Origin of the sequence: Nocardia sp. NPDC059195, from assembly GCF_042754695.1 — a bacterium.
Classification (GTDB): domain Bacteria; phylum Actinomycetota; class Actinomycetes; order Mycobacteriales; family Mycobacteriaceae; genus Nocardia.
Genome location: NZ_JBHZBG010000030.1, coordinates 19,931 through 38,461, shown reverse-complemented (window position 1 = coordinate 38,461; position 18,531 = coordinate 19,931). Strand labels below are relative to the sequence as shown.

General features: G+C 68.5%; 19 protein-coding genes. 7 read left to right on the top strand and 12 right to left on the bottom strand.

Going from position 1 to position 18,531, the window contains the following annotated elements:
* Positions 1–2 precede the first annotated feature (2 nt).
* Positions 3–638: a TetR/AcrR family transcriptional regulator gene (locus ACFXKN_RS27920; protein WP_378971566.1), complete on the bottom strand. Its 636-nt coding sequence runs from the start codon at positions 636–638 to the stop codon at positions 3–5.
* A gap of 145 nt (positions 639–783) precedes the next feature.
* Between ACFXKN_RS27920 and ACFXKN_RS27915 the strand changes: the two genes are divergently transcribed.
* Positions 784–1,737 (top strand): oxygenase MpaB family protein, encoded by a 954-nt coding sequence (locus tag ACFXKN_RS27915; RefSeq protein ID WP_379434136.1) that lies wholly within the window; start codon positions 784–786, stop codon positions 1,735–1,737.
* 36 nt (positions 1,738–1,773) lie between these two features.
* Here ACFXKN_RS27915 and ACFXKN_RS27910 read toward each other — a convergent pair whose 3' ends face one another.
* On the bottom strand, positions 1,774–2,100 hold the full coding sequence (locus ACFXKN_RS27910; RefSeq protein ID WP_235569656.1) for a DUF3017 domain-containing protein: 327 nt from the start codon (positions 2,098–2,100) through the stop codon (positions 1,774–1,776).
* 60 nt (positions 2,101–2,160) lie between these two features.
* On the opposite strand from ACFXKN_RS27910, the gene ACFXKN_RS27905 reads away from it, so the two are divergent.
* From ACFXKN_RS27905 to ACFXKN_RS27895, 3 genes are read left to right on the top strand one after another with little or no spacing between them, the layout of a single operon-like run.
* Positions 2,161–2,625 (top strand): tRNA (cytidine(34)-2'-O)-methyltransferase, encoded by a 465-nt coding sequence (locus ACFXKN_RS27905; RefSeq protein WP_378971581.1) that lies wholly within the window; start codon positions 2,161–2,163, stop codon positions 2,623–2,625.
* 35 nt (positions 2,626–2,660) lie between these two features.
* Positions 2,661–2,900, top strand: coding sequence for an antitoxin (locus tag ACFXKN_RS27900; RefSeq protein ID WP_378971586.1), 240 nt, complete (start codon positions 2,661–2,663; stop codon positions 2,898–2,900).
* Complete coding sequence (locus ACFXKN_RS27895; RefSeq protein WP_378971589.1) at positions 2,890–3,297, top strand: type II toxin-antitoxin system VapC family toxin; 408 nt, start codon at positions 2,890–2,892, stop codon at positions 3,295–3,297. The genes ACFXKN_RS27900 and ACFXKN_RS27895 overlap by 11 nt, the downstream gene beginning before the upstream one ends.
* A 40-nt stretch (positions 3,298–3,337) precedes the next feature.
* On the opposite strand, the gene ACFXKN_RS27890 is transcribed toward ACFXKN_RS27895, so the two are convergent.
* The 4 genes from ACFXKN_RS27890 to ACFXKN_RS27875 form a co-directional block, all read right to left on the bottom strand.
* The gene (locus ACFXKN_RS27890; RefSeq protein ID WP_378971594.1) at positions 3,338–3,565 is read right to left on the bottom strand and encodes a DUF167 domain-containing protein; all 228 of its coding nucleotides are present in this window, start codon (positions 3,563–3,565) and stop codon (positions 3,338–3,340) included.
* Positions 3,525–4,547 carry a DUF4349 domain-containing protein gene (locus ACFXKN_RS27885; protein ID WP_378971599.1) on the bottom strand — a complete coding sequence of 341 codons (1,023 nt, stop codon included), beginning with the start codon at positions 4,545–4,547 and terminating at the stop codon, positions 3,525–3,527. The genes ACFXKN_RS27890 and ACFXKN_RS27885 overlap by 41 nt, the downstream gene beginning before the upstream one ends.
* A gap of 221 nt (positions 4,548–4,768) precedes the next feature.
* A complete protein-coding gene (locus ACFXKN_RS27880; protein ID WP_379434135.1) occupies positions 4,769–8,299 on the bottom strand; it encodes an error-prone DNA polymerase in 3,531 nt (1,176 codons plus the stop codon).
* A gap of 58 nt (positions 8,300–8,357) precedes the next feature.
* A complete protein-coding gene (locus ACFXKN_RS27875; RefSeq protein WP_378971606.1) occupies positions 8,358–8,813 on the bottom strand; it encodes a hypothetical protein in 456 nt (151 codons plus the stop codon).
* 133 nt (positions 8,814–8,946) lie between these two features.
* On the opposite strand from ACFXKN_RS27875, the gene ACFXKN_RS27870 reads away from it, so the two are divergent.
* A complete protein-coding gene (locus ACFXKN_RS27870) occupies positions 8,947–9,897 on the top strand; it encodes an SDR family NAD(P)-dependent oxidoreductase (protein ID WP_379434134.1) in 951 nt (316 codons plus the stop codon).
* A 108-nt stretch (positions 9,898–10,005) separates the two neighbouring features.
* Here ACFXKN_RS27870 and ACFXKN_RS27865 read toward each other — a convergent pair whose 3' ends face one another.
* From ACFXKN_RS27865 to ACFXKN_RS27850, 4 genes are all read right to left on the bottom strand, one after another.
* On the bottom strand, positions 10,006–10,455 hold the full coding sequence (locus ACFXKN_RS27865) for a GNAT family N-acetyltransferase (RefSeq protein WP_379434133.1): 450 nt from the start codon (positions 10,453–10,455) through the stop codon (positions 10,006–10,008).
* A gap of 114 nt (positions 10,456–10,569) precedes the next feature.
* Positions 10,570–11,496 carry a sucrase ferredoxin gene (locus ACFXKN_RS27860; protein ID WP_379434148.1) on the bottom strand — a complete coding sequence of 309 codons (927 nt, stop codon included), beginning with the start codon at positions 11,494–11,496 and terminating at the stop codon, positions 10,570–10,572.
* Between the two features lie 185 nt (positions 11,497–11,681).
* Positions 11,682–13,253: a DNA polymerase Y family protein gene (locus ACFXKN_RS27855; protein ID WP_379434132.1), complete on the bottom strand. Its 1,572-nt coding sequence runs from the start codon at positions 13,251–13,253 to the stop codon at positions 11,682–11,684.
* A gap of 321 nt (positions 13,254–13,574) precedes the next feature.
* Positions 13,575–14,315: a hypothetical protein gene (locus tag ACFXKN_RS27850; protein ID WP_378971636.1), complete on the bottom strand. Its 741-nt coding sequence runs from the start codon at positions 14,313–14,315 to the stop codon at positions 13,575–13,577.
* Positions 14,316–14,510: 195 nt separating this feature from the next.
* Here ACFXKN_RS27850 and ACFXKN_RS27845 point away from each other — a divergent pair, with 195 nt between their 5' ends.
* Positions 14,511–15,128, top strand: a complete 618-nt coding sequence (locus ACFXKN_RS27845) for a TetR/AcrR family transcriptional regulator (protein ID WP_378971642.1) — start codon at positions 14,511–14,513, stop codon at positions 15,126–15,128.
* A 37-nt stretch (positions 15,129–15,165) separates the two neighbouring features.
* On the opposite strand, the gene ACFXKN_RS27840 is transcribed toward ACFXKN_RS27845, so the two are convergent.
* A complete protein-coding gene (locus ACFXKN_RS27840; RefSeq protein ID WP_378971648.1) occupies positions 15,166–16,563 on the bottom strand; it encodes a lipase family protein in 1,398 nt (465 codons plus the stop codon).
* Positions 16,564–16,739: 176 nt separating this feature from the next.
* Between ACFXKN_RS27840 and ACFXKN_RS27835 the strand changes: the two genes are divergently transcribed.
* Positions 16,740–17,870: a serine/threonine-protein kinase gene (locus ACFXKN_RS27835; RefSeq protein WP_378971654.1), complete on the top strand. Its 1,131-nt coding sequence runs from the start codon at positions 16,740–16,742 to the stop codon at positions 17,868–17,870.
* A 20-nt stretch (positions 17,871–17,890) separates the two neighbouring features.
* On the opposite strand, the gene ACFXKN_RS27830 is transcribed toward ACFXKN_RS27835, so the two are convergent.
* Complete coding sequence (locus ACFXKN_RS27830; protein ID WP_378929110.1) at positions 17,891–18,526, bottom strand: response regulator; 636 nt, start codon at positions 18,524–18,526, stop codon at positions 17,891–17,893.
* Positions 18,527–18,531 lie beyond the last annotated feature (5 nt).

Below are 18,531 nucleotides of genomic sequence, written 5' to 3'. Positions count from 1 at the left end.
CATCACGGCCCGGTCAGCAGGCTGACGATCGAGCGGACGTAGGCCTGAAGCCGTTCGCGCGGATACGCTTCCGGCTCGCTCACGGCCAGCCGACCGAGCATTTCGGCGACGGTGAGGGTCGAGTTCGCGAGCAGCCCGGCATCCATGCTCGACCAGCGTGGTGACAGCGAAATTCCCATGCGGACAAGCGATTCCGCGCGCTCCAAGATATCGGCACGCGAAGCACGAAGAGCCGCACGGTATTCGTCGGGAGCGCTCGCCGGCGTGGCGAGAATCAGTCGCCAGCGGGCCGGATTCTCCAGTGCCACACCGACAAAGGCTTCGACAGTCGCCGAGGCCGCGGTCAACGGGTCGGTGTCGAGCAAGTCTTTCGGCAGCGTATCGGCGATCTGATCCAGCCCGCGTTCGCGTTCGCGTTCCAGCAGTGCTTCGACGAGTTCGGCACGGGTCTTGAACACGGTGTACAGCACCGGCTTCCCCACCCCGGCCTCCTGCGCGACGGCCTCCATGCTCAACTCGTGCAGCTCCATCCGGCCGAGCACGGTGAACGCGGCGTCGAGCAGTTGCGCGCGGCGTTGCTCCGGTGGCAGACGCGGGGCATAGCGGCGTCGCGGTCGTTGCTCCTGCGTCGCGGTCACACGCCCACCTACCTTTCTCCCCTGGACGATACCCCCGCGTCCGACCTAATCCTACGCAACCGTTGTATTCATCACACGCTATTGCTACGGTGGTGTTGTATTCACCTGTGAGGCTCTGCCTCGGCACTGCAAAGGAGCATGTGCAATGGCTTTCGACCCGTCGACCCTGCGCCGCGACGACTACGGCTTCTTCGGGCCGGACTCCCCCAGCTGGAAGGTGTGGGGGTCGCCGACCGCGCTGATCGGCTTCCAGCGCGCCGTCACCCTCGAGCACTTCGATCCGTTCCTGACCGCGGCGGTCGCCGATTCACAGGGGATCTACGACAACCCCGCGGTCCGGCTCGACCACACGCTGTCCTATTTCGTGCTGGTCGCCCTCGGTGACGGCCGCACCGCCATCCAGGCCGCCGAGCACCTGATGAAGGTGCACGCGCCGATGACGGGCATCGAACCGGTCAGCGGCAAGCGCTACAGCGCCAACAGCCCTGAGGCACAGCTGTGGATTCACGTCACCGGGTGGCATTCGGTGCTCAAGGCCTACGAGATGTACGGGCCGGGGCCGCTGAGCCCCGCCGAGGAGGACCGGTACTGGGCCGAGTGCGTGATCGCCGCCGAGCTACAGACCTGCAAGCCCTCCGATGTTCCGCGCAACCGCGATGAAGTGCATGCCTACTTCGAACGGGTGCGGCCGCAATTGTGCGTCACCGAGCGGGCGGTGCAGGCCATGCATTACCTGCTGTGGACGCCGCCGAGCAAGGGCTTGACGTTCGCGATCGGCGCCAGACTGCTGTCACTGGCGACGATTCCCACCCTGCCGATGTGGATGCGCAAGCTGGGCCGGTTCAATCTGCCGCGCATTGCCGATATGGCGGTCCGGATTCCGGCGAAGGTGATCGCCTGGGTAGCCGCGCGCCGGGACAACTGGGTGCTGATCCACGCGGCGCCCTACATCGCGCCGATGACCGGGCAGATCTTCGCCGCGCACGCCTATTCGGCGCCGCCGGAAAACCTTTCGACGATCACCCCGCGCGATGCCCGCGAGCGCTACGGCAGCCATGGCACCCGCAGCCTGTGGGGCACCGTCACCGAAACCGCCTGAATGACACCGTGATCGAAGGAACAGGACCGGTCCTGTTCAGCTGACGCCCAGGGTGTTGATGGTGGCCGCCAGGAAAACGATGGCGCTGCCGAGCGCGGTCAGCGCGGCCACGTCGAACGGGCGGCTGCGCACGGCGAGCAACCCCACCTGCACGGTCGGCAGGCACAGCCGGAACGCGGCGGCCACCAGGGCCGCACTGCCGAAGATCAGCGCGCCGCGGCGCCACCGATCCCACGCCACGAAGCCGACCGCGATCACGATCAGCGCGGTCACCACGGTCATCGGCAGATGACTGCGCAGGTACTGCTCCCCCGCGCTCAATCGCGCGACCCGGTGCTTGCCGGTCGTCTCCGCCTCGTTCACGGGGCCGATTGTTCCAGACCGACCCGGTCCGCGACGGATTGGCCCAGTACCCTCCTTCGAGTGTTCAACGTGATGTTCCACGAGCCGGTAATCCCTCCGAACACCGGCAACGCGATTCGCTTGGTGGCGGGTACCGGGTGCGCGTTGCACCTCATCGAACCCCTCGGCTTCGACCTGTCCGAATCGAAACTCCGCCGAGCGGGCTTGGACTACCACGATCTGGCGTCGGTGACAGTCCACCCGAACCTCGACACAGCGTGGGAGTCCCTCGGCTCCCAGCGAGTTTTCGCCTTCACCACCTCGGCGACCACCCGCTACACCGACATCGCGTACCGCCCCGGCGACGTCCTGCTTTTCGGTACCGAGCCCACCGGGTTGCCACCCGAGGTTCTGGCCGACCCCCACATCACCGAGCAGGTGCGGGTACCTATGTTGCCGGGGCGGCGATCGATGAACCTGTCGAACACCGCTGCCGTCGCGGTGTACGAGGCGTGGCGGCAGCTCGGGTTCCCTGACGGGGTGTAGCCCAGATGCATGCAGATTAGCGCTACAATAGCGCTATGGCGACCATTCAGATTCGAGACATCCCCGACGAGGACGCCGAGGTCTTCCGTCGCCGGGCCGAGGCGGCGGGGATGTCCCTTCAGGCATATATGCGCCGCGAGTTGATCGCCGCGGCACGACGGCGGACCAAGACGGAAGCGATAGCGGCGATCAGGGAATCGCTGGCGAACTCCGACAGTCCAGGCGCAACGAACGAATCCATTCTCGAAGCGCTGGCAGACGCCCGTGGCGAATGAGGAATTCGTTGTCGATGCCTCCGCCGCCCTCACCGCGCTGATCCGCAAAGACGCTGTCGGCGCGGCGATCAGCCGACTGCTCGAGACGACGGTTTGCCATGCGCCGCATCTCATCGACGCCGAGATCGGCAACGTTCTACGGCGACACGAACGGGGCGGTCTGATCGATGCCAACGAGGCGGCACTCGGGTTGCGACTGGTCACCACCGTGATCGACAGTCGCTACGCACATCACGGTTGGCTGTCTGAACACGCATGGGAGCTACGCCACAGCATGACGTTCTATGACGGCCTTTACGCCGCATTGGCCGCCCGTCTCGGCATCCCATTGTTGACTGCCGACGCGAAGCTCGCCAAGGCGCACGACCTGCCATGCCGAGTCGAACTGATCAGCTGACACGCTGTGGCGACCGATCACGCCGTAGCGCTCGGTGCAGTCACATCTCGACGTCGAAGCGTTTGAATCGTGAGGTCGCGCCCGCCGACAAGCGGACGGCGGACTTGGAGACGCCGAAGTGGTCGGCGAGCAACTCGATGGCGGCCTTGTTGGCTTTGCCTTCGACGGCCGGGGCGCGGACGTAGAGGGTGAAGGTGCCGTCCTCGGCGGTTTCGACGAGCGGGCCTTTACGGCTGTTCGGTTTGATCGTCGCCCGCACTGTGGGCACCGGGGGTCTCCTTCCTGGACGCTGCCGGTTCGGCATCTGATTCGGTGGTTGCCGAGGCCGTGGCTGCTGGCGGAGTGGTGGTGGTTACCGGGCCTGCCGATCGAGTGGTGGTCGTGGGCGCTGCGCTGCGACGTCTGCGCAGGAATCGCACTGCGGCGTACAGCAATCCGCCGATCACGGCGAGGAAGCCCAACCACGGCACGGCCTTGCCGACGAAGACGATCGCGTCCTGCAACCAGTCGATCAGCGAATGCCAGCCCGCGACGATGCCGTCCCAGAAATTGTCCGGGTCGCCGGGTGCGTTCTTGTCGTCGGCGGTGAGCGTGATGGTGAGCGTCGACAACGCGACCTGATCGTCGAGGCTGCGTTTCTGCGCGGTGAGACTGTCGAGCTCGCCCTGCCTGCTCGACAGCGCCTCCTCCGCGTCGATCAGGTCGGCGGTGTTGGTGGCACCGGTGATCAGCGCTTTGAGCCGGTCGACGGAGGCTTGCAGTGCGCGGATGCGGGCGTCGAGATCCTGCCACTGCATGGTGACGTCGTCGCGATTGGTGCTCACCCGGGTGACCGTGCCGACCCCGCCGAGGCCGGTGATGAAGGCGTCGGTCTTGTCGGCGGGCACCCGGACACTGAGCACGGCGCGAGCGGCACGCTTATCGGTGCCTGGCTGTTCGGTGCGGCTGTCGATCCGGCCGTCGACGGCATCGACCTGCTCGGTGACGGTCGCGGCGGCGGCGATCGGATCGGCCGAGGTGACATCTACCGCCCCGGTGATCACCTCTTTCCGGTTCGACTGGTCCGTCGGCGCCGGGCTGTCCTTCTGCGGAGCACCCTCCCGGAACCCGGGCGTCACAACGGGCGCGGGCCCATCTAAGACGGTGGGCGCCGACGCCCGACCTGCCTTGTCCTCGCTGTCGTCATCGCCGCACCCGGCCAGGAACAGGAGTCCGAGCAACGCGATCATCACCACGGCAAGCTTGCGCATGTTCGCAGCGTAGTGCGTCAGCGGACCCCCGGCTTGCGTTCAACTCGGCGGACACATCGCCACATGCGTGCACAGCCTGGGCCGGGAAACCCTGGATGTCCCTACCCAAAGGGGCCCGCCCCGATCTGGACTGACCGGAGGGTGCGACGAAGGAGTACCCGGAGGGAGGGAAGATCGGGGCCCTCCGGGGCCCCGCTCGAGCGCGCCAGCGCTCCAAAAACTCAGCGGAAGTCGCGTGAGCGGGCGACGATAGTCAGGTCCAAGTGTTCGAGATGGTCGGCGACCAGGCTGGCGGCACCCTCGGCGTTTTGGATGCGGCCGCGGATGAGCAGGGCGGTGGCGCTCTGCGCGAGGCGGCGGTAGCGGGTCCACAGGCCGACCGAGCAGACAACGTTGACCATGCCGGTCTCGTCCTCGAGATTGAGGAAGGTGACGCCCGCGGCGGTGGCGGGGCGCTGGCGGTGGGTGACAGCGCCTGCCACCAGGATGCGGGCGCCGTCTTCGACGAGCAGTAGGTCGCAGGCGGGGACGACGCCGAGCGAATTCAGGTGGGCCCGAAGGAATTCGGTGGGGTAGGTATCGGGCGAGATGCCGGTGGCCCAGACGTCGGCGGCGGCGAGTTCGAGAGCGCTCATGCCGGGCAGGGAGGGGGCGACGGTGGCGGGACCTGTGCCGGGTAGGCGATCGGGACGCTCCACGGCCGCCGCACCCGCTGCCCACAACGCCGCCCTGCGCACGCTGCTACCGCGCGTGTCGACCAGGACGTCCAGTGCCCCTGCGGTCGCGAGCGATTCCGATTGAGCGACAGTGAGTTCCACGCGGCCGGTGAGGTCGAGCATCGAGGTGAAGGGGCCGTGTTCGGCGCGGTCGGCGACGATGCGGTCGGCGAGGTCGGTGCCGATGTGGCGCACGCCCGACAGGCCGAGCCGGATCTCGGTGCCCGCGTTCTCGAGGGTGGGTTCGGCGCGGCTGGCGTTGATATCGGGGCCGTGCACGCGGACACCGTGGCGGCGGGCGTCGGCGACCAGCGACTGTGGTGAGTAGAAACCCATCGGCTGCGCGCGCAACAGCCCGGCACAGAACGCCGCCGGATGGTGCAGCTTGAACCACGACGAATAGAACACGATCGAGGCGAAACTCTGCGAATGGCTTTCGGGGAAACCGAAATTGGCGAAGGCGTAGAGCTTCTCGTAGATGCGATCGGCGACCTCGTCGGTGATGCCGTGCAGCTCACGCATTCCCTGGTAGAGCCTGGCCTTCAACATGGCCATCTTCTCCGGCGACCGCTTCGAACCCATCGCACGCCGCAACTGGTCCGCCTCGGCCGCACTGAAACCGGCGACATCGACCGCCATCTGCATCAGCTGTTCCTGGAACAGCGGGATCCCGAGCGTGCGGGCGAGCGAGCGCTCCAGCGAGGGATGGTCGAACACCACCGGTTCCTTGCCATTACGCCTGCGGATATAGGGGTGCACCGAGCCGCCCTGAATCGGCCCCGGCCGGATCAGCGCCACCTCGACGACCAAGTCGTAGAAATTGCGGGGCTTCAGCCGGGGCAGCGTCGCCATCTGCGCACGTGACTCCACCTGGAACACCCCGATCGAGTCCGCGCGCTGCAACATCTCGTAGACGCCCGCTTCGGTGAGGTCGAGCGCGTGTAGTTCCACTGTCTCGCCCTTGTGCTCGCGCACCAGGTCGATCATGTAGTGCAGCGCCGAGAGCATGCCGAGGCCGAGCAGGTCGAACTTCACCAAACCAACTGCGGCGCAATCATCTTTGTCCCACTGCAGCACACTGCGTCCGGCCATCCGCGCCCACTCCACCGGGCACACGTCGGCGATCGGCCGATCGCAGATCACCATGCCGCCGGAGTGGATCCCCAAATGCCGTGGCAGACCGTCGAGTTCGCCCGCGAGTTCGAGAACCGCAGCCGGGATATCGGTGCCCGTCTCGGCAGCCACCCCGGACCAGCGGCTCACCTGCTTGCTCCACGCGTCCTGTTGTCCCGGCGAAAAGCCGAGTGCGCGTGCGGCATCGCGCACCGAGGACTTGCCGCGATAGGTGATCACATTCGCCACCTGCGCGGCGTAGTCGCGGCCGTACTTGGCGTAAACGTGCTGGATGGCCTCCTCGCGACGGTCTGATTCGATATCGACATCGATGTCGGGCGGCCCGTCGCGCTCGGGTGAGAGGAACCGCTCGAACAGCAGTTGGTTGCCTACGGGATCGACATTGGTGATGCCGATGGCGTAGCAGACCGCGGAGTTGGCGGCCGAACCCCGGCCCTGGCACAGGATGTCGCTGTTCTTGCAGAACTCGACGATGTCGTGCACCACCAGGAAGTAGCCGGGAAAGTTCAGGTCCGCGATCACCGCCAGTTCGTGGTCGATCTGCTCATACGCCTTGGGGTTTCGTTCCGCCGACCCGTAGCGCCGCGCCGCGCCCGCATAGGCGAGGTGGCGCAGCCAGGAGTTCTCGTCGTGGCCTGGGGGCACCTCGAACGGGGGCAGATTCGGGGCGATCAATCCCAGGTCGAACGCGCATTCGCGAGCCAGCACCGCCGCGTTCGACACCGCGTGCGGGTAGTCGGCGAACAGGTGCGCCATCTCCGCGCCCGAACGCAGGTGCGCACCGCCGGTGGGAGCGAGCCAGCCCGCTATCTCGTCGAGACTGCTCCTGGCCCGGATCGCGGCCAGCGCCATCGCGCGGCGGCGCTGCGCCGGGGACGCGAAATGCGCACCGGTGGTGGCGAGTACAGGAACGTCGAGCCGATCAGCCAGCGCGATCAGCAGGGCGTTGCGCTCGTCGTCGGTGGCGATACCGTGATGAGTGAGCTCCACACTCACCCGGTCGACACCGAACCGTTCGATCAGCTCTCGCAGCGCCACTTCAGCTTTCGGCAACCTCGTGTCGCCGGCACTCAGGTCGTGCTCGAGCGCGGTACGCAGGTGCCCTTTTCTGCAACCGGTGAGCACATGCCAGTGCCCACCCGCCGCCGCGGCGAGCGTGTCCAGGTCGTACCGCAGCACCCCCTTCTCCCCCGCGGCCATATGCGCCGCCGCCATCTCCCGCGACAGCCGCCGATACCCTTCCTGCCCCCTGGCGAGGATCAGCAGATGCGGGCCCCTGGGGTCGGGAGATCCCGTGCGCGGCAGGGAGTCCGGCGCGGATGCGTGCCCGCTTCCCGGCTCGGCCGATCCACTGGCATCGCGCATATCGCCGTCCGCCGTGTCGCCCATCGACCCCTCAGCACCTGCTTCGCGCGCCTGCGCTCGACCGGCGCCCGGCGTGAAACGCACTCCGCCCCGAGGGACAGAACGGCGCCGGACCGCATCCCCTCGGCCCGGCGCCGCCTCCGCATCGGTTCCCAGTGACAGTTCGGCACCGAAAACCGTTGGCATTCCCCATTCCCTGGCCGCCTCGGCGAACCGGACGGTCCCGTAGAACCCGTTGTGGTCGGTGAGCGCGAGCGCTTCCAGACCGAGCCGCACCGCCTCCTCCACCAGCTCCTCCGGCTGACTCGCGCCGTCGAGGAAGCTGTAGGCGGAGTGCGTGTGCAACTCCGCGTAGGGCACCGTCGGGCCGGTCGGCCGGTCGAGCCCGGCGGCGTGATACTCGCCCCGCTTGCGCGACCAGGCCGGACTGTCGCCGCCGTCGCCTGGGTGCAAGTCCTGCGCGGGTCTGCCGCTCGGCTTGCCCGAGAGTACCCGTTCCAGCTCCGACCAGGTCGGCGGACCGTTGCTCCAGCCCATGCACCCGCTCCTCTCACGACCCCCGCATCACCGAACCCCTTTCCTGTTGCCGGACAACTCAATTCGCGGGCAAGCGCTCCATCGACCGCGATTCCAGCGCGGCCTCCACATGGCCGAGACCCGTGCGGATCACCGCGCCGTAGGCATCGTTGGCGAGCACGTCCAGGTGCCCGCGCGCGATAGCCAATTGCATCCGCGCCATCTCGAAGTCACCGACGCGGCGATGACTGTCGGCCAGGTTCAGATACAGCGAGGGCAGGAACCCGCGCAGCCCCTCGTCGAGCGGGATGCCCGGCCCGAACACCGCGGCGAGCGCCCGCTGATCCCACAGCAACGCACCCTCCGGCAACTCCTGCACATCCGCCAGGTGATGTGCCACCACGCAGCGATGCAACGGGTCGCCGCCTTCCCCTATTTCTCTCCACAGCCTGGTCAGCGCCGCGCGCGCCGCATCCGGGTCGCCACCGCCGAGCCGCACCGCGGCATAGATGTCCGCCATCCGATCGTCCGCCATGCGCACCAGTATCGCACATACGTTCGAATATTAGCGAGAGACATTCGAACATATTTTCGAGTTTCTCGAAGAGCCTGGCCCTGGAACTTACTTCGGAGTAAGTTCGGAGGTAACGAGCTGCAAAGGAGCAGTGATGTCTCAGGTTTCTCCAGGTGAACAGGGCCGCAAGCGGCGCGATCTCACCGGCAGGCACATCGTGATCACCGGCGCGTCCTCCGGGATCGGGCGGGCCGCCGCGCTCTCGGTCGCCGACAAGGGCGGTGTCGTGTTCCTCCTCGCCCGCCGCGCCGACGAACTGGCCGCGGTGGTCACCGAGATCGTCGACGCGGGCGGACGGGCCTACGGCTACCCGTGCGATGTCACCGATTCCGAATCCGTCGATTCGGTCGTCAAGGCCATTCTCGAGCAGCACGGCCACGTCGACATGCTGGTCAACAACGCGGGCCGTTCCATCCGCCGCGCCATCCACCGCTCCACCGACCGCCTGCACGACTTCGAACGCACCATGGCGGTCAACTACTTCGGCGCGCTGCGGATGACCCTCGCACTGCTGCCACAGATGCGCGAACGCGGCTTCGGCCACATCGTCAATATCTCCAGCGCCGGCGTGCAGGTGGCCACCCCCCGCTTCGCCGCCTACCTCGCCAGCAAGGCCGCCCTGGACAAGTTCACCGAGGTGGCTGCGGTCGAAACCCTCGCTGACGGAGTTACTTTCACCACCATCCACATGCCGTTGGTGCGCACGCCGATGATCGCCCCCAGCGGCGAACAGGGCCCCTCCGAATCCCCCGAGTGGGCCGCCGGCACGATCGTCCGTGCCCTCGCCGAACGCCCCAAACGCATCGACGTCCCCATCGGCACCTTCGCCGAATACGGCGGCATCCTCACCCCCAAACTCCGCGACCGCATCCTGCACCGCTACTACCGCGCGCTCCCGGATTCCCCTGCGGCCAAGGGCGAGTCGGCCGAAGACACCGCCGTCCCGACCCCCCGATCAGATCCGAAACCCCGTTCCGCCGCCCGGAAAGTCACCGGCACCGCCCTGCGCCGCGCGGCCCGCTGGGTACCCGGCACGCACTGGTAGCCGGCGTAATCGCGCCGTGGGCCGATTACGCCGGCTCTCGGCCCCGTCGTAGCGTGCCGCCACCAGACGATCCCACGACCGGCGACAAGGGCGTTGTGCTCGGCAGCGCTAGTTCTCGGGACCGAGATCGAGGGTGAAGTGGTGGGCGGTGATGGTCAGGTGGTGGCGCATATAGAGGCGGTGGGCGGCGGCTCGGGTGGGGCCGACGCCGGAGTCCAGATGGATCGCCGCGCAGTTCAGGCGCCTGGCCTCGGCGGTGAGCCAGTCCAGCAGATGGTCGGCGTGGCCTCGACCGCGCACCGCGGGGAGGGTGGACACATCGTCGATGTAGAGATGGTGACCCCAGGCGGTGGAGTGGGATTCGCGGAAGCCCGCCACCGAAAGCGCTGTCGGAGAACCTGGTTCGAAGCTACCGACCAACCGGTAGCCCGCGGGGCGCAGTTCGGTGTCGATGAACTCGGCCAGCCGGGTTGCCGTCTCCCACTGTGGGCGAAGCTCCAGTAGAGCCTGGCCCGCCAGCTCGGTGTCGTCCTTGCCGATTTCCCGGATGTCGATCATGGAGTCGACGTTAGGGCCGCCGGGTGATCGCACGGGAGAGCCAATCCGCCGCAGTTCCGATAGTCCACCGACGTTGCCGGTCCGGCGCGCACTGGTTGATCGTCCCCGCGACCGTCAGCGGTCGGCGGACGGTGCGGGCTGGGTGGCGAATGGCCCGGAGAGTTGTTCTACGGCAGCGGGTTCCAGGTAGGTGGCTGGTTTGGGGGCTGCGCCGCAGCTGGCTTGGCGGGGGGCGGCGGGGACGGTGCGGGCGGTGACGCGCCAGCGGCGGCCGTCGCGGTGGGTGACGATGGCGGCGCCCGCCATGGTCGGGTCATGGGTGGGAGCCTGATCGGGGTGGACGGTGAGGTCGGTGGCATTGGCCGGGATCTGTTCGCGCACAGCTACTTCGGCGAGCTGGGAGATCGGCGGGTAGCAGCCGCGGCCGCGGAGACCGGTCAGGGAGACCTCGCCGATGTCGGCCGCTTCGAGCATCGCCTTGGCGGCAGTGGCGTCGACGCGGCCGTAGGTGAGGCCGGAGGGAAGCAGGACGACCGCGGGGGCGAAGCGGTGACCGCCGGTGTGCGAGGCCTCCCAGACCCGGCCCGGGTAATCGGCGGCCATGGCGGCGGCGATCGGGCGGCCCAGCAGGGCACAGCACTGGTCGCGTTTGCCGTGGGCGCAGACCAAGACCACCGAATCATCCACACGCACACCGATTCCCGGGGGCGGTCCGTCGACGAGATGCAGGTCTATGTCGAAGAGCTGGCGCAAGTCGGTGATCTCGAACCGCTCACACCAGGAACCCTCCGGCCGCGAACTGACCAGCAGCACAGTGCGGGTACCGGTGAACTCGTTGCGGCCGGGGCGGCGGATCAGCGTCGGCCGAACCTGCGCCGCTGACGTACGCGCCGCCAGTTCAGCGGTGATCTCCGGACCGAGCACCTCATCACCGATCACATCACCGCCCCACGCACCGGGATGCTCGATACACAGCCATCCGGTGAAGTGCCCCGCGGTACCGAGAAGCGGAATGTCGGCAGCGGCCGCCGTACACAACATGCCCTCGAATGGGTTCACAGCGCGCCTCCCGCGACCGAGCCTTCCGGGGCTATCCCGGACAAGCGTCGTTTCACTCTAGAACCGAGCGCGCGGACCGAGTCGACGCCCACCCCACACCCGCACCACACTGAGCGAGGACCGCCGCGCCACGAACCCGAGCTACGGGAGATGAGCGGTTCGGTGGCCTACTCGTAGACGCCCTCGGCGTGCCATTGCGCCGCGTCGAAGACGAGGAGGACGGCGCGAATTTCGGTCGGGTCGGCGTCGAGCTGGACTTGGACGCGCACGGCCAGCGAGGTGGGTTCGGCGGTGGACCACCAGCGTTCGGTGATCGGCCATGGGCCCGCCCAGCCCAGCAGCGCCCACTGCTTGCTGCCCCAGCGCAGGCTGGTGGGGGTGGCGGTGAACAGGCCGCGATCGGTGACCAGGACGGGGGTGCCGTCGCCGGCGGTCAGGTGCACGATCGGGCGGTGCAGCAGGAGCAAGGTGGGGGCGGGTTCGGGAAGTCGACCGGGCCAGGGCTGGGTGGGGTCGGCGGCGGGGGTCAGTTCGTCGCCGAGGGCGATCATGGTGATGCGTTCGGCGGGGCCGCGCCCGCCGCTGAGCACACCGATGCGGACCGCTTCGCCGCCGAGCAGTCCCTGCACGCGGACCAGGGCGCGGCGGGCACGCTCGGTTTCCTCGCCCTCGCCACCCCACAGACCCAGTTGCAGGGCACCGGCGGCGACCACCTCCACCGGCTCCAGCGTGAGCGTGACGATCGGGCCGGTGGGGCGGGCGCGGTGGGTGAGCCAGCCGTCGAGTTGCCAGCGGACGCGGTCGGCGGTATCGGCGGGGGTGAGCGGGCGGGCGCAGCGCCAGATCCTGGTCAGCTCCTCGCCCGCCTCGGTGCGCGCGGTCACGGCGAGCCTGGTGCAGGCCACGCCCGCCGCCGACAGCACCGTGTGCAGCCGGGTGGACAGTTGCCTGCCCGCGAACGCGGCCGCATCGACCCGATCGATGGGCGGATCGCAAGCCAGCTCGACGGTCAGTTCCGGGGCGGGGCGCCGCGCCGACGGCGGGCGTTCCGGCAGCGCCCGGGCGGTGCGATGGGCGAGCACGGCGTCGGCGCCGAATCGGGAGGCCACTTCGGCGGGAGCCAGGCGCGCGAAATCTCCGATGCGGCGCAATCCCAAGCGGCGCAACAGATCTACCAAATCCTTGCGCTCCGGCGCGGCCAAGCTCGGTTCCACGGCGAGCTCCGAGACCGGGAGCGGAGCGAGGTACTGCGCGCCCTCCCCCGGCACCACGATCGCCCCGCGCCGCGCCGCGATCACCGCCGTCGAGATGACATCGGCGATCCCGATCTGCGCCTCGGCCCCCGCTACGGCGACCGCGTCGATCAACCGCACCACCGCGGCCTCCTCGGAGCCGAAATACCGTGCGGCACCACGTGCCCCGAGCACAATGAGCCCCGGCCGCAACACCTCGACCCCCGGCACCGTCGCATCGACAGCACCGACCACCGGCTCGAACAATCGTGCGTCCCGATCCGGATCGTCCTGCACAACAACAAGTCCCGGACAACACCCCTGCGCATCCCGACGCCGCATCCCGCGCCGTACTCCCTCGGCCCGCGCGATCGCCGAACACGCCACCACCGAATTTCCCCGCAGCACAGCGACCGGCCGCTCCGCCGACACACCCTCCACCGCGGCCGCCGCCACCGCGGGCCAGTCCAGGCACCACACCGCCAGCACCCGATCGACGCGCGTCACGACGACACCACCGATCCACCCGCCACACCACGCGCGAACGAGCCACCAGCCGACTCGGGCACCACACCGTCAACGCGCGTCACCGCCGATCCGCATGCCACACCGAGACCGAACGAGCCACCACCAGAATGCGGTAGGCAATCGCAACGGTGACGATGGTGGGTGTCGGCTCGGCGACCGGCTGACCGTCCGCACCGGCTGGGCGATAGACGTGTGCCGAGAGCGACTCGGGAATGCACGGGAGACCCGCGGCGACCGGCCGCCGGGTAGCCGGTGGATCCCCTTACACGCATCGGTCAGAACCTGACAATGGACCGGCGGTCATGAGACGGCCTCGTGTAGCGCGGTGACTTCTGTTGCACCGCTGATGGTTTCGCGAGGCAGCCATTCGGTGCGCCCGGCCTGGGCGCACAGGTCCATGCGGCCGTGGCGGGTCTGGCCCGCCTTGGCACTGACGCGCACGTCGAGGCAGACCGAGCGCAGGCGGCCGCGACCGGGGCCGAGGCCGCGGTAGCCGGTGACGCGGGAGTCGAGGCGCAGGGTCGGGTTGACCCATTCGCCCGCGACGACCAGGGTGGCACCGCGATTGCGGGCGCGGGCGGCGAGGACGCGACAGCGGGCGGGCGGGACGGCGAGGCCACCGAGACCGAGGACCACCAGGTCGAGGCCGTCGAGCAGGACCGCCGCCACCTCGGCGGGGTCGGGGCCGGGGTCGGCGATCACCGCCAAGTGGGACAACTGTGCGCCCATCTCCGCGGCGGCCAGCAAACCGAGCCGGGGCAGGCCGACCACCGCCGCGTGACCGCCGTTTCCGGTGACCGCGGCGAGCAGCCCGGTCAGCAGGGAGTGCGCGCCGGTGTAGGCGACCACCGCACCTTTGGGCAGTCCACCCTCGGGCAGCAGATCGGCCAGCGGGGGCGGAACCGGCAACAGATCACGACGCAATGGCTGGTCACGCGGTATATGCCCGGTCGCGGACTCACCACGTCCCGGCACTGCGGCTATGCGCCTGCGCAGCTCATCGAGCATGCCCAGATCGGGCGACAACGCTTCCGAACCCATCAACACCACCTACTTCCACGATGGACCCGCGAGCGGAAAACCGCCCCGCGCCGAAACAGCAGCACCGTTTCAGCTATCGATCGTATTCGAATATACGTTCGATAGCGACCAGCGTGACATCCACCCCCTCCCCGTGTCCACCGCGGATCCCGATACAGTATTTTTCGACTGACTGGTCGATATCAAGGGAGTGTGGTGGCCGAAATCCGGCGGACACAGGCGCAGCGGCGCGCCGAGACCAGCCGTGCGCTCATCGACGCGACCATCGACACCATTGTCGAGAAGGGCTACGCGCAGGTCAGCGTCAAGGAGATCTGCCTGCGGGCCGGGGTTTCGCACGGAGGCCTGTTCGGCCGGTTCAGTACGTTGTTCGATCTGGTTGCCGCGGCGGCGGCGGAAGTCGGTGTGCGCCAACGTGAACAGTTCGTCGCGAAGATGGTCGAGCTGCCCGATCGTTCCGATGTCCGGGCGTTGCTCACCGTCTGGCGTGACGTGGCTCGCGATCCGATCAACGCGGTGTGGCGCGAACTGATCGTCGCCGCACGCACCGACGCGGCGCTGCGGGAGAAACTCGCGGTCGTCCGCTACGACTACGGTGCCGCCATGCTGGCCGATGGCGTGAAAAACCCGGTTCTGGAAGGACTTTCGCAGGAGCAGGCGTTCGCGCTCGGCTCGATGGTGCTGTTCTGTCTCGACGGCGACGCGATCAACGCCGGCCCGTTCCCCGAGCCACAGTTCGAACAATCGCGGCTCGACGCGTTGACCACCATGGTCAACGGCTATCTCGCATCACATCGCGAAACACGCCCGTAGGCGGGACGCCCCCTGCACGTCCCGCCCACGGTCGCACTCAGCGCTGGGCGCCCACCGCCTGCCCGACCAGCGTCGCCAGCACGGCCCCGGCGAATTCCGGCAAAGCGGTGGCGTTGGCCGGGTCGATCGCGGTCGTGGCAATGGTGGATGTCGTGCAGCCGGGGCCCTGAACCGGGCCTTCACCATCCAATGCCTCGGCGACCCAGGACATCACGCCGCCCGCCGCGGTGAGCGCGACAACGCCGTGTGTGCCGATGATGCTGTCGGGTGTCGCATCGCGCAGGTACGTGATCGACGCGCCGTCGGCGCAGTAGCGGGCGACCAGGTCGTCGGTGCCGCCGATCCAGCTCACCTCGTCATTGACGCCGTTCACCACATACAGTGGCGCGCTCGGTGTTTCCGCGCCCCGCTTGCGCGCGTCGACCTCCCCGCCGAGGACCGGGTCGGCCAGCATCACCTCGATCGGCGCGTTCAGCCATTCGCTCACCCGCTTGAAACGGTTCGCCGACACGGTGGTCGCGGTGCACTCCACGCCGGCCGCGGCGACCGCGGTGCGGCCCGCCGGGGTCAGGAAGGAGTCGAGTCGCGCGGCGAACTCCGGGGAATCCTTGCTGATCGAGGCAAGGCCGAGCGGCACGAGACCGACGGTTTCGCGACCGTCGGCGGTACGCATGGCCGCACCGAGATCCTGCACGGGCGCGCCGATCGCGAAGCCGACCATATTCAATTCCGGCGCGTAGCGCGGCTGCACCTGCGCGGCCCAACTGGTGGCGACCCCACCACCGGAGTAGCCCCATGCCGCGACCCTGGTGTCCTCGGCCAGGCCGAGCGGTGCGAAGTTCCGCGCGGCGCGGATGCCGTCGAGAGTGGCGTACCCCATCAGGTTCGGGGTGAGGAAGCGGTCGTCGATCCCGCCCGGATCAGGAACCGCCACCGCCCAGCCCTTCGCCAATCCGGCCGCGACCAGTGCCATCTCACCGGGAACTGTCGACCAACCCGATTTCTGCCCGTTGAGCATGCCGGCGAGATCGCCGTGCGTCAGGGTGTGCGAGGGCATGCACTCGCGCTGGATCGCGTCATAGGCCATCTGGAACGACAGCAACGGTCGTGGTTGCGCGGGTCCTCGCGGAATCAGCACCGTGGTGACCGCGGCGTGGGGCAGTCCTTCCCCATCGGTGGTGCGGTACAGCAACTGCCAGGCCTGCGCGTTGACGGGGAATTGCAGCAACATCTTCGTGGTGACAGGTCGGCTCGCCAGGATCGCACCCGGCGCGCTGGACTCGAAACCCGCTGGTGGCGTGTAGAAGTCGTCGACGACCTCGGCAGCGCCATGTCCCGCCGCCGTGATCGAACCGACGGCGATCAGCGCGCTGACCAGTAGTGCCGACCAGCGAGTTCGCCGTCCGACGCGGCCTGTCCGTCTGGGAAATCTCATCAATCCAACTCTCGATCCGACAGCGTTGTCATCAGGCGGGCCCGCACCACTTTTCGGACGCTACGTGACCGGACTCACGGAATCAAGATTTCGACCGATCGAAATATTAATTCCACTGAACGGGCCACACTCGGGATCCCGGCCAGTCAGCGCCGGTTTCGGCTACCCTCGCACCCGTGACCGAACGTGCTCGTCCCCATATCGGCCCCGACTACCTGGTCGCGGGCCGCTACCGCCTGCAGTCCAAGCTGGGCGGGGGTGGCATGGGCGCGGTCTGGCTCGCGACCGATCGATTGCTGAACCGGGAAGTCGCGATCAAACAGGTGCTGTCCACCGCGGGACTGAGCGCGGCCGAGGCCGAGGCGATCCGCAGCAGCATCGTGCACGAGGGCAGGGTGGCCGCCAAGCTGTCCCACATCCACGCCGTCGCCGTGCACGACGTGGTGATCGAGGCGGGCGAGCCGTGGCTCGTCATGGAGTACTTACCCTCGCGCAGCGTGGCCAAGGCGCTCGCACTGGTCGAGACGCTGCCCGCGGTCGAGGTGGCCCAGATCGGCGCGCAGGTGGCCGACGCGCTCGCCGCCGCGCATGCCGCCGGCATCGTGCACCGCGATATCAAGCCGGGCAACATCCTCGTCGCCGACCGCGGCAACAGTGTGGGCCTGGCCAAACTCAGCGACTTCGGCATCTCGCGCGGCGCGGGCGACACCCAGGGTGACGAACCCGACGGGATGATCACCGGCACCCCCGCCTACCTCCCGCCCGAGGTCGCGCGCGGCGCCCGGCCCACCGAGGCCAGCGACGTGTTCTCCCTCGGCGCCACCCTCTACACCGCGCTGGAAGGCCAGCCGCCGTTCGGTTTCGACTCCGACGAGCACGACGTCGTCGCCGCGGCCGCGATGGGCCGGATCATCCCGCCCACCCGCAGCGGCATCCTCACCCAGCCGGTGCTGCACATGCTCGAGCCCGCGCCCCAGCGTCGCCCGACCATGGCCGAGGCCCGCGACGAAATCCTCACCGCCGCCTTCGGCCCCGGCACCGGCGCCTACATCCTCGGTGTGCCGCTGCGCACCGAAGACGGCACCATTCCCGCCTGGTCCACCCGCAACTCCGCCAGCGGCCTGCGCAGCCCCAACTCCTCCCCCCTCCCGCGCCCGCAGCGCGCCCCGCTCGCCGCCACCGCCGCACCACAGCAGCGCGGCGGCAGCTTCATCGACAACCTCCCCAACGGCGCCCCCCTCGCCATCGGCGCGGGCGTGCTGATCGGCCTGATCATCCTGATCGCGATCATCATCGCCGTGATGTAGAGCCGCAGCCCTACCGGGTTTCACTCGATGCGGCGCCGATGCGCCCATCGAGTCAGCGCGTTCCGGTTCGACTGTTGTGTCTTACGCAGCACATTCGACGCGTGCGTCTCGACGGTCTTCACCGAGATGAACAAGGATTCGGCGATCTCGCGATAGGTGTAACCGCGCGCCAGCAAGCGCAGCACCTCCAGCTCGCGCGGGGTGAGTGAGTCCAATTCGGGATCGAGTGGCGGCTCGGGAACCGGTGAGCGCCCGGTGAACGAGTCGAGCACGAACCCGGCCAACCGCGGACTGAACACCGCGTCCCCACCCGCGACCCGGCGGATTCCGTCGGCCAGCTCGGCACCGGAGATCGTCTTGGTGACATATCCGCGCGCCCCCGCCCGAATCACCGCGATCACGTCCTCGGCCGCGTCGGACACGCTCAACGCCAAACACACCGGTCCCGCGGCGATCCCGCTCAGCACCGCCACCCCTCCGCCATCGGGCATGTGCACATCCAGCAACACCACGTCCGGCTTCGCGGCATCGATCCCGGCGACCGCCTCGGCCACCGCCCCGGCCTCACCGACGACCTCCATATCGGTCTCCCGGCTCAGCTCGGCCCGCACCCCCGATCGGAAGACCGCGTGATCGTCGACCAGGAACACCCGCACACTCA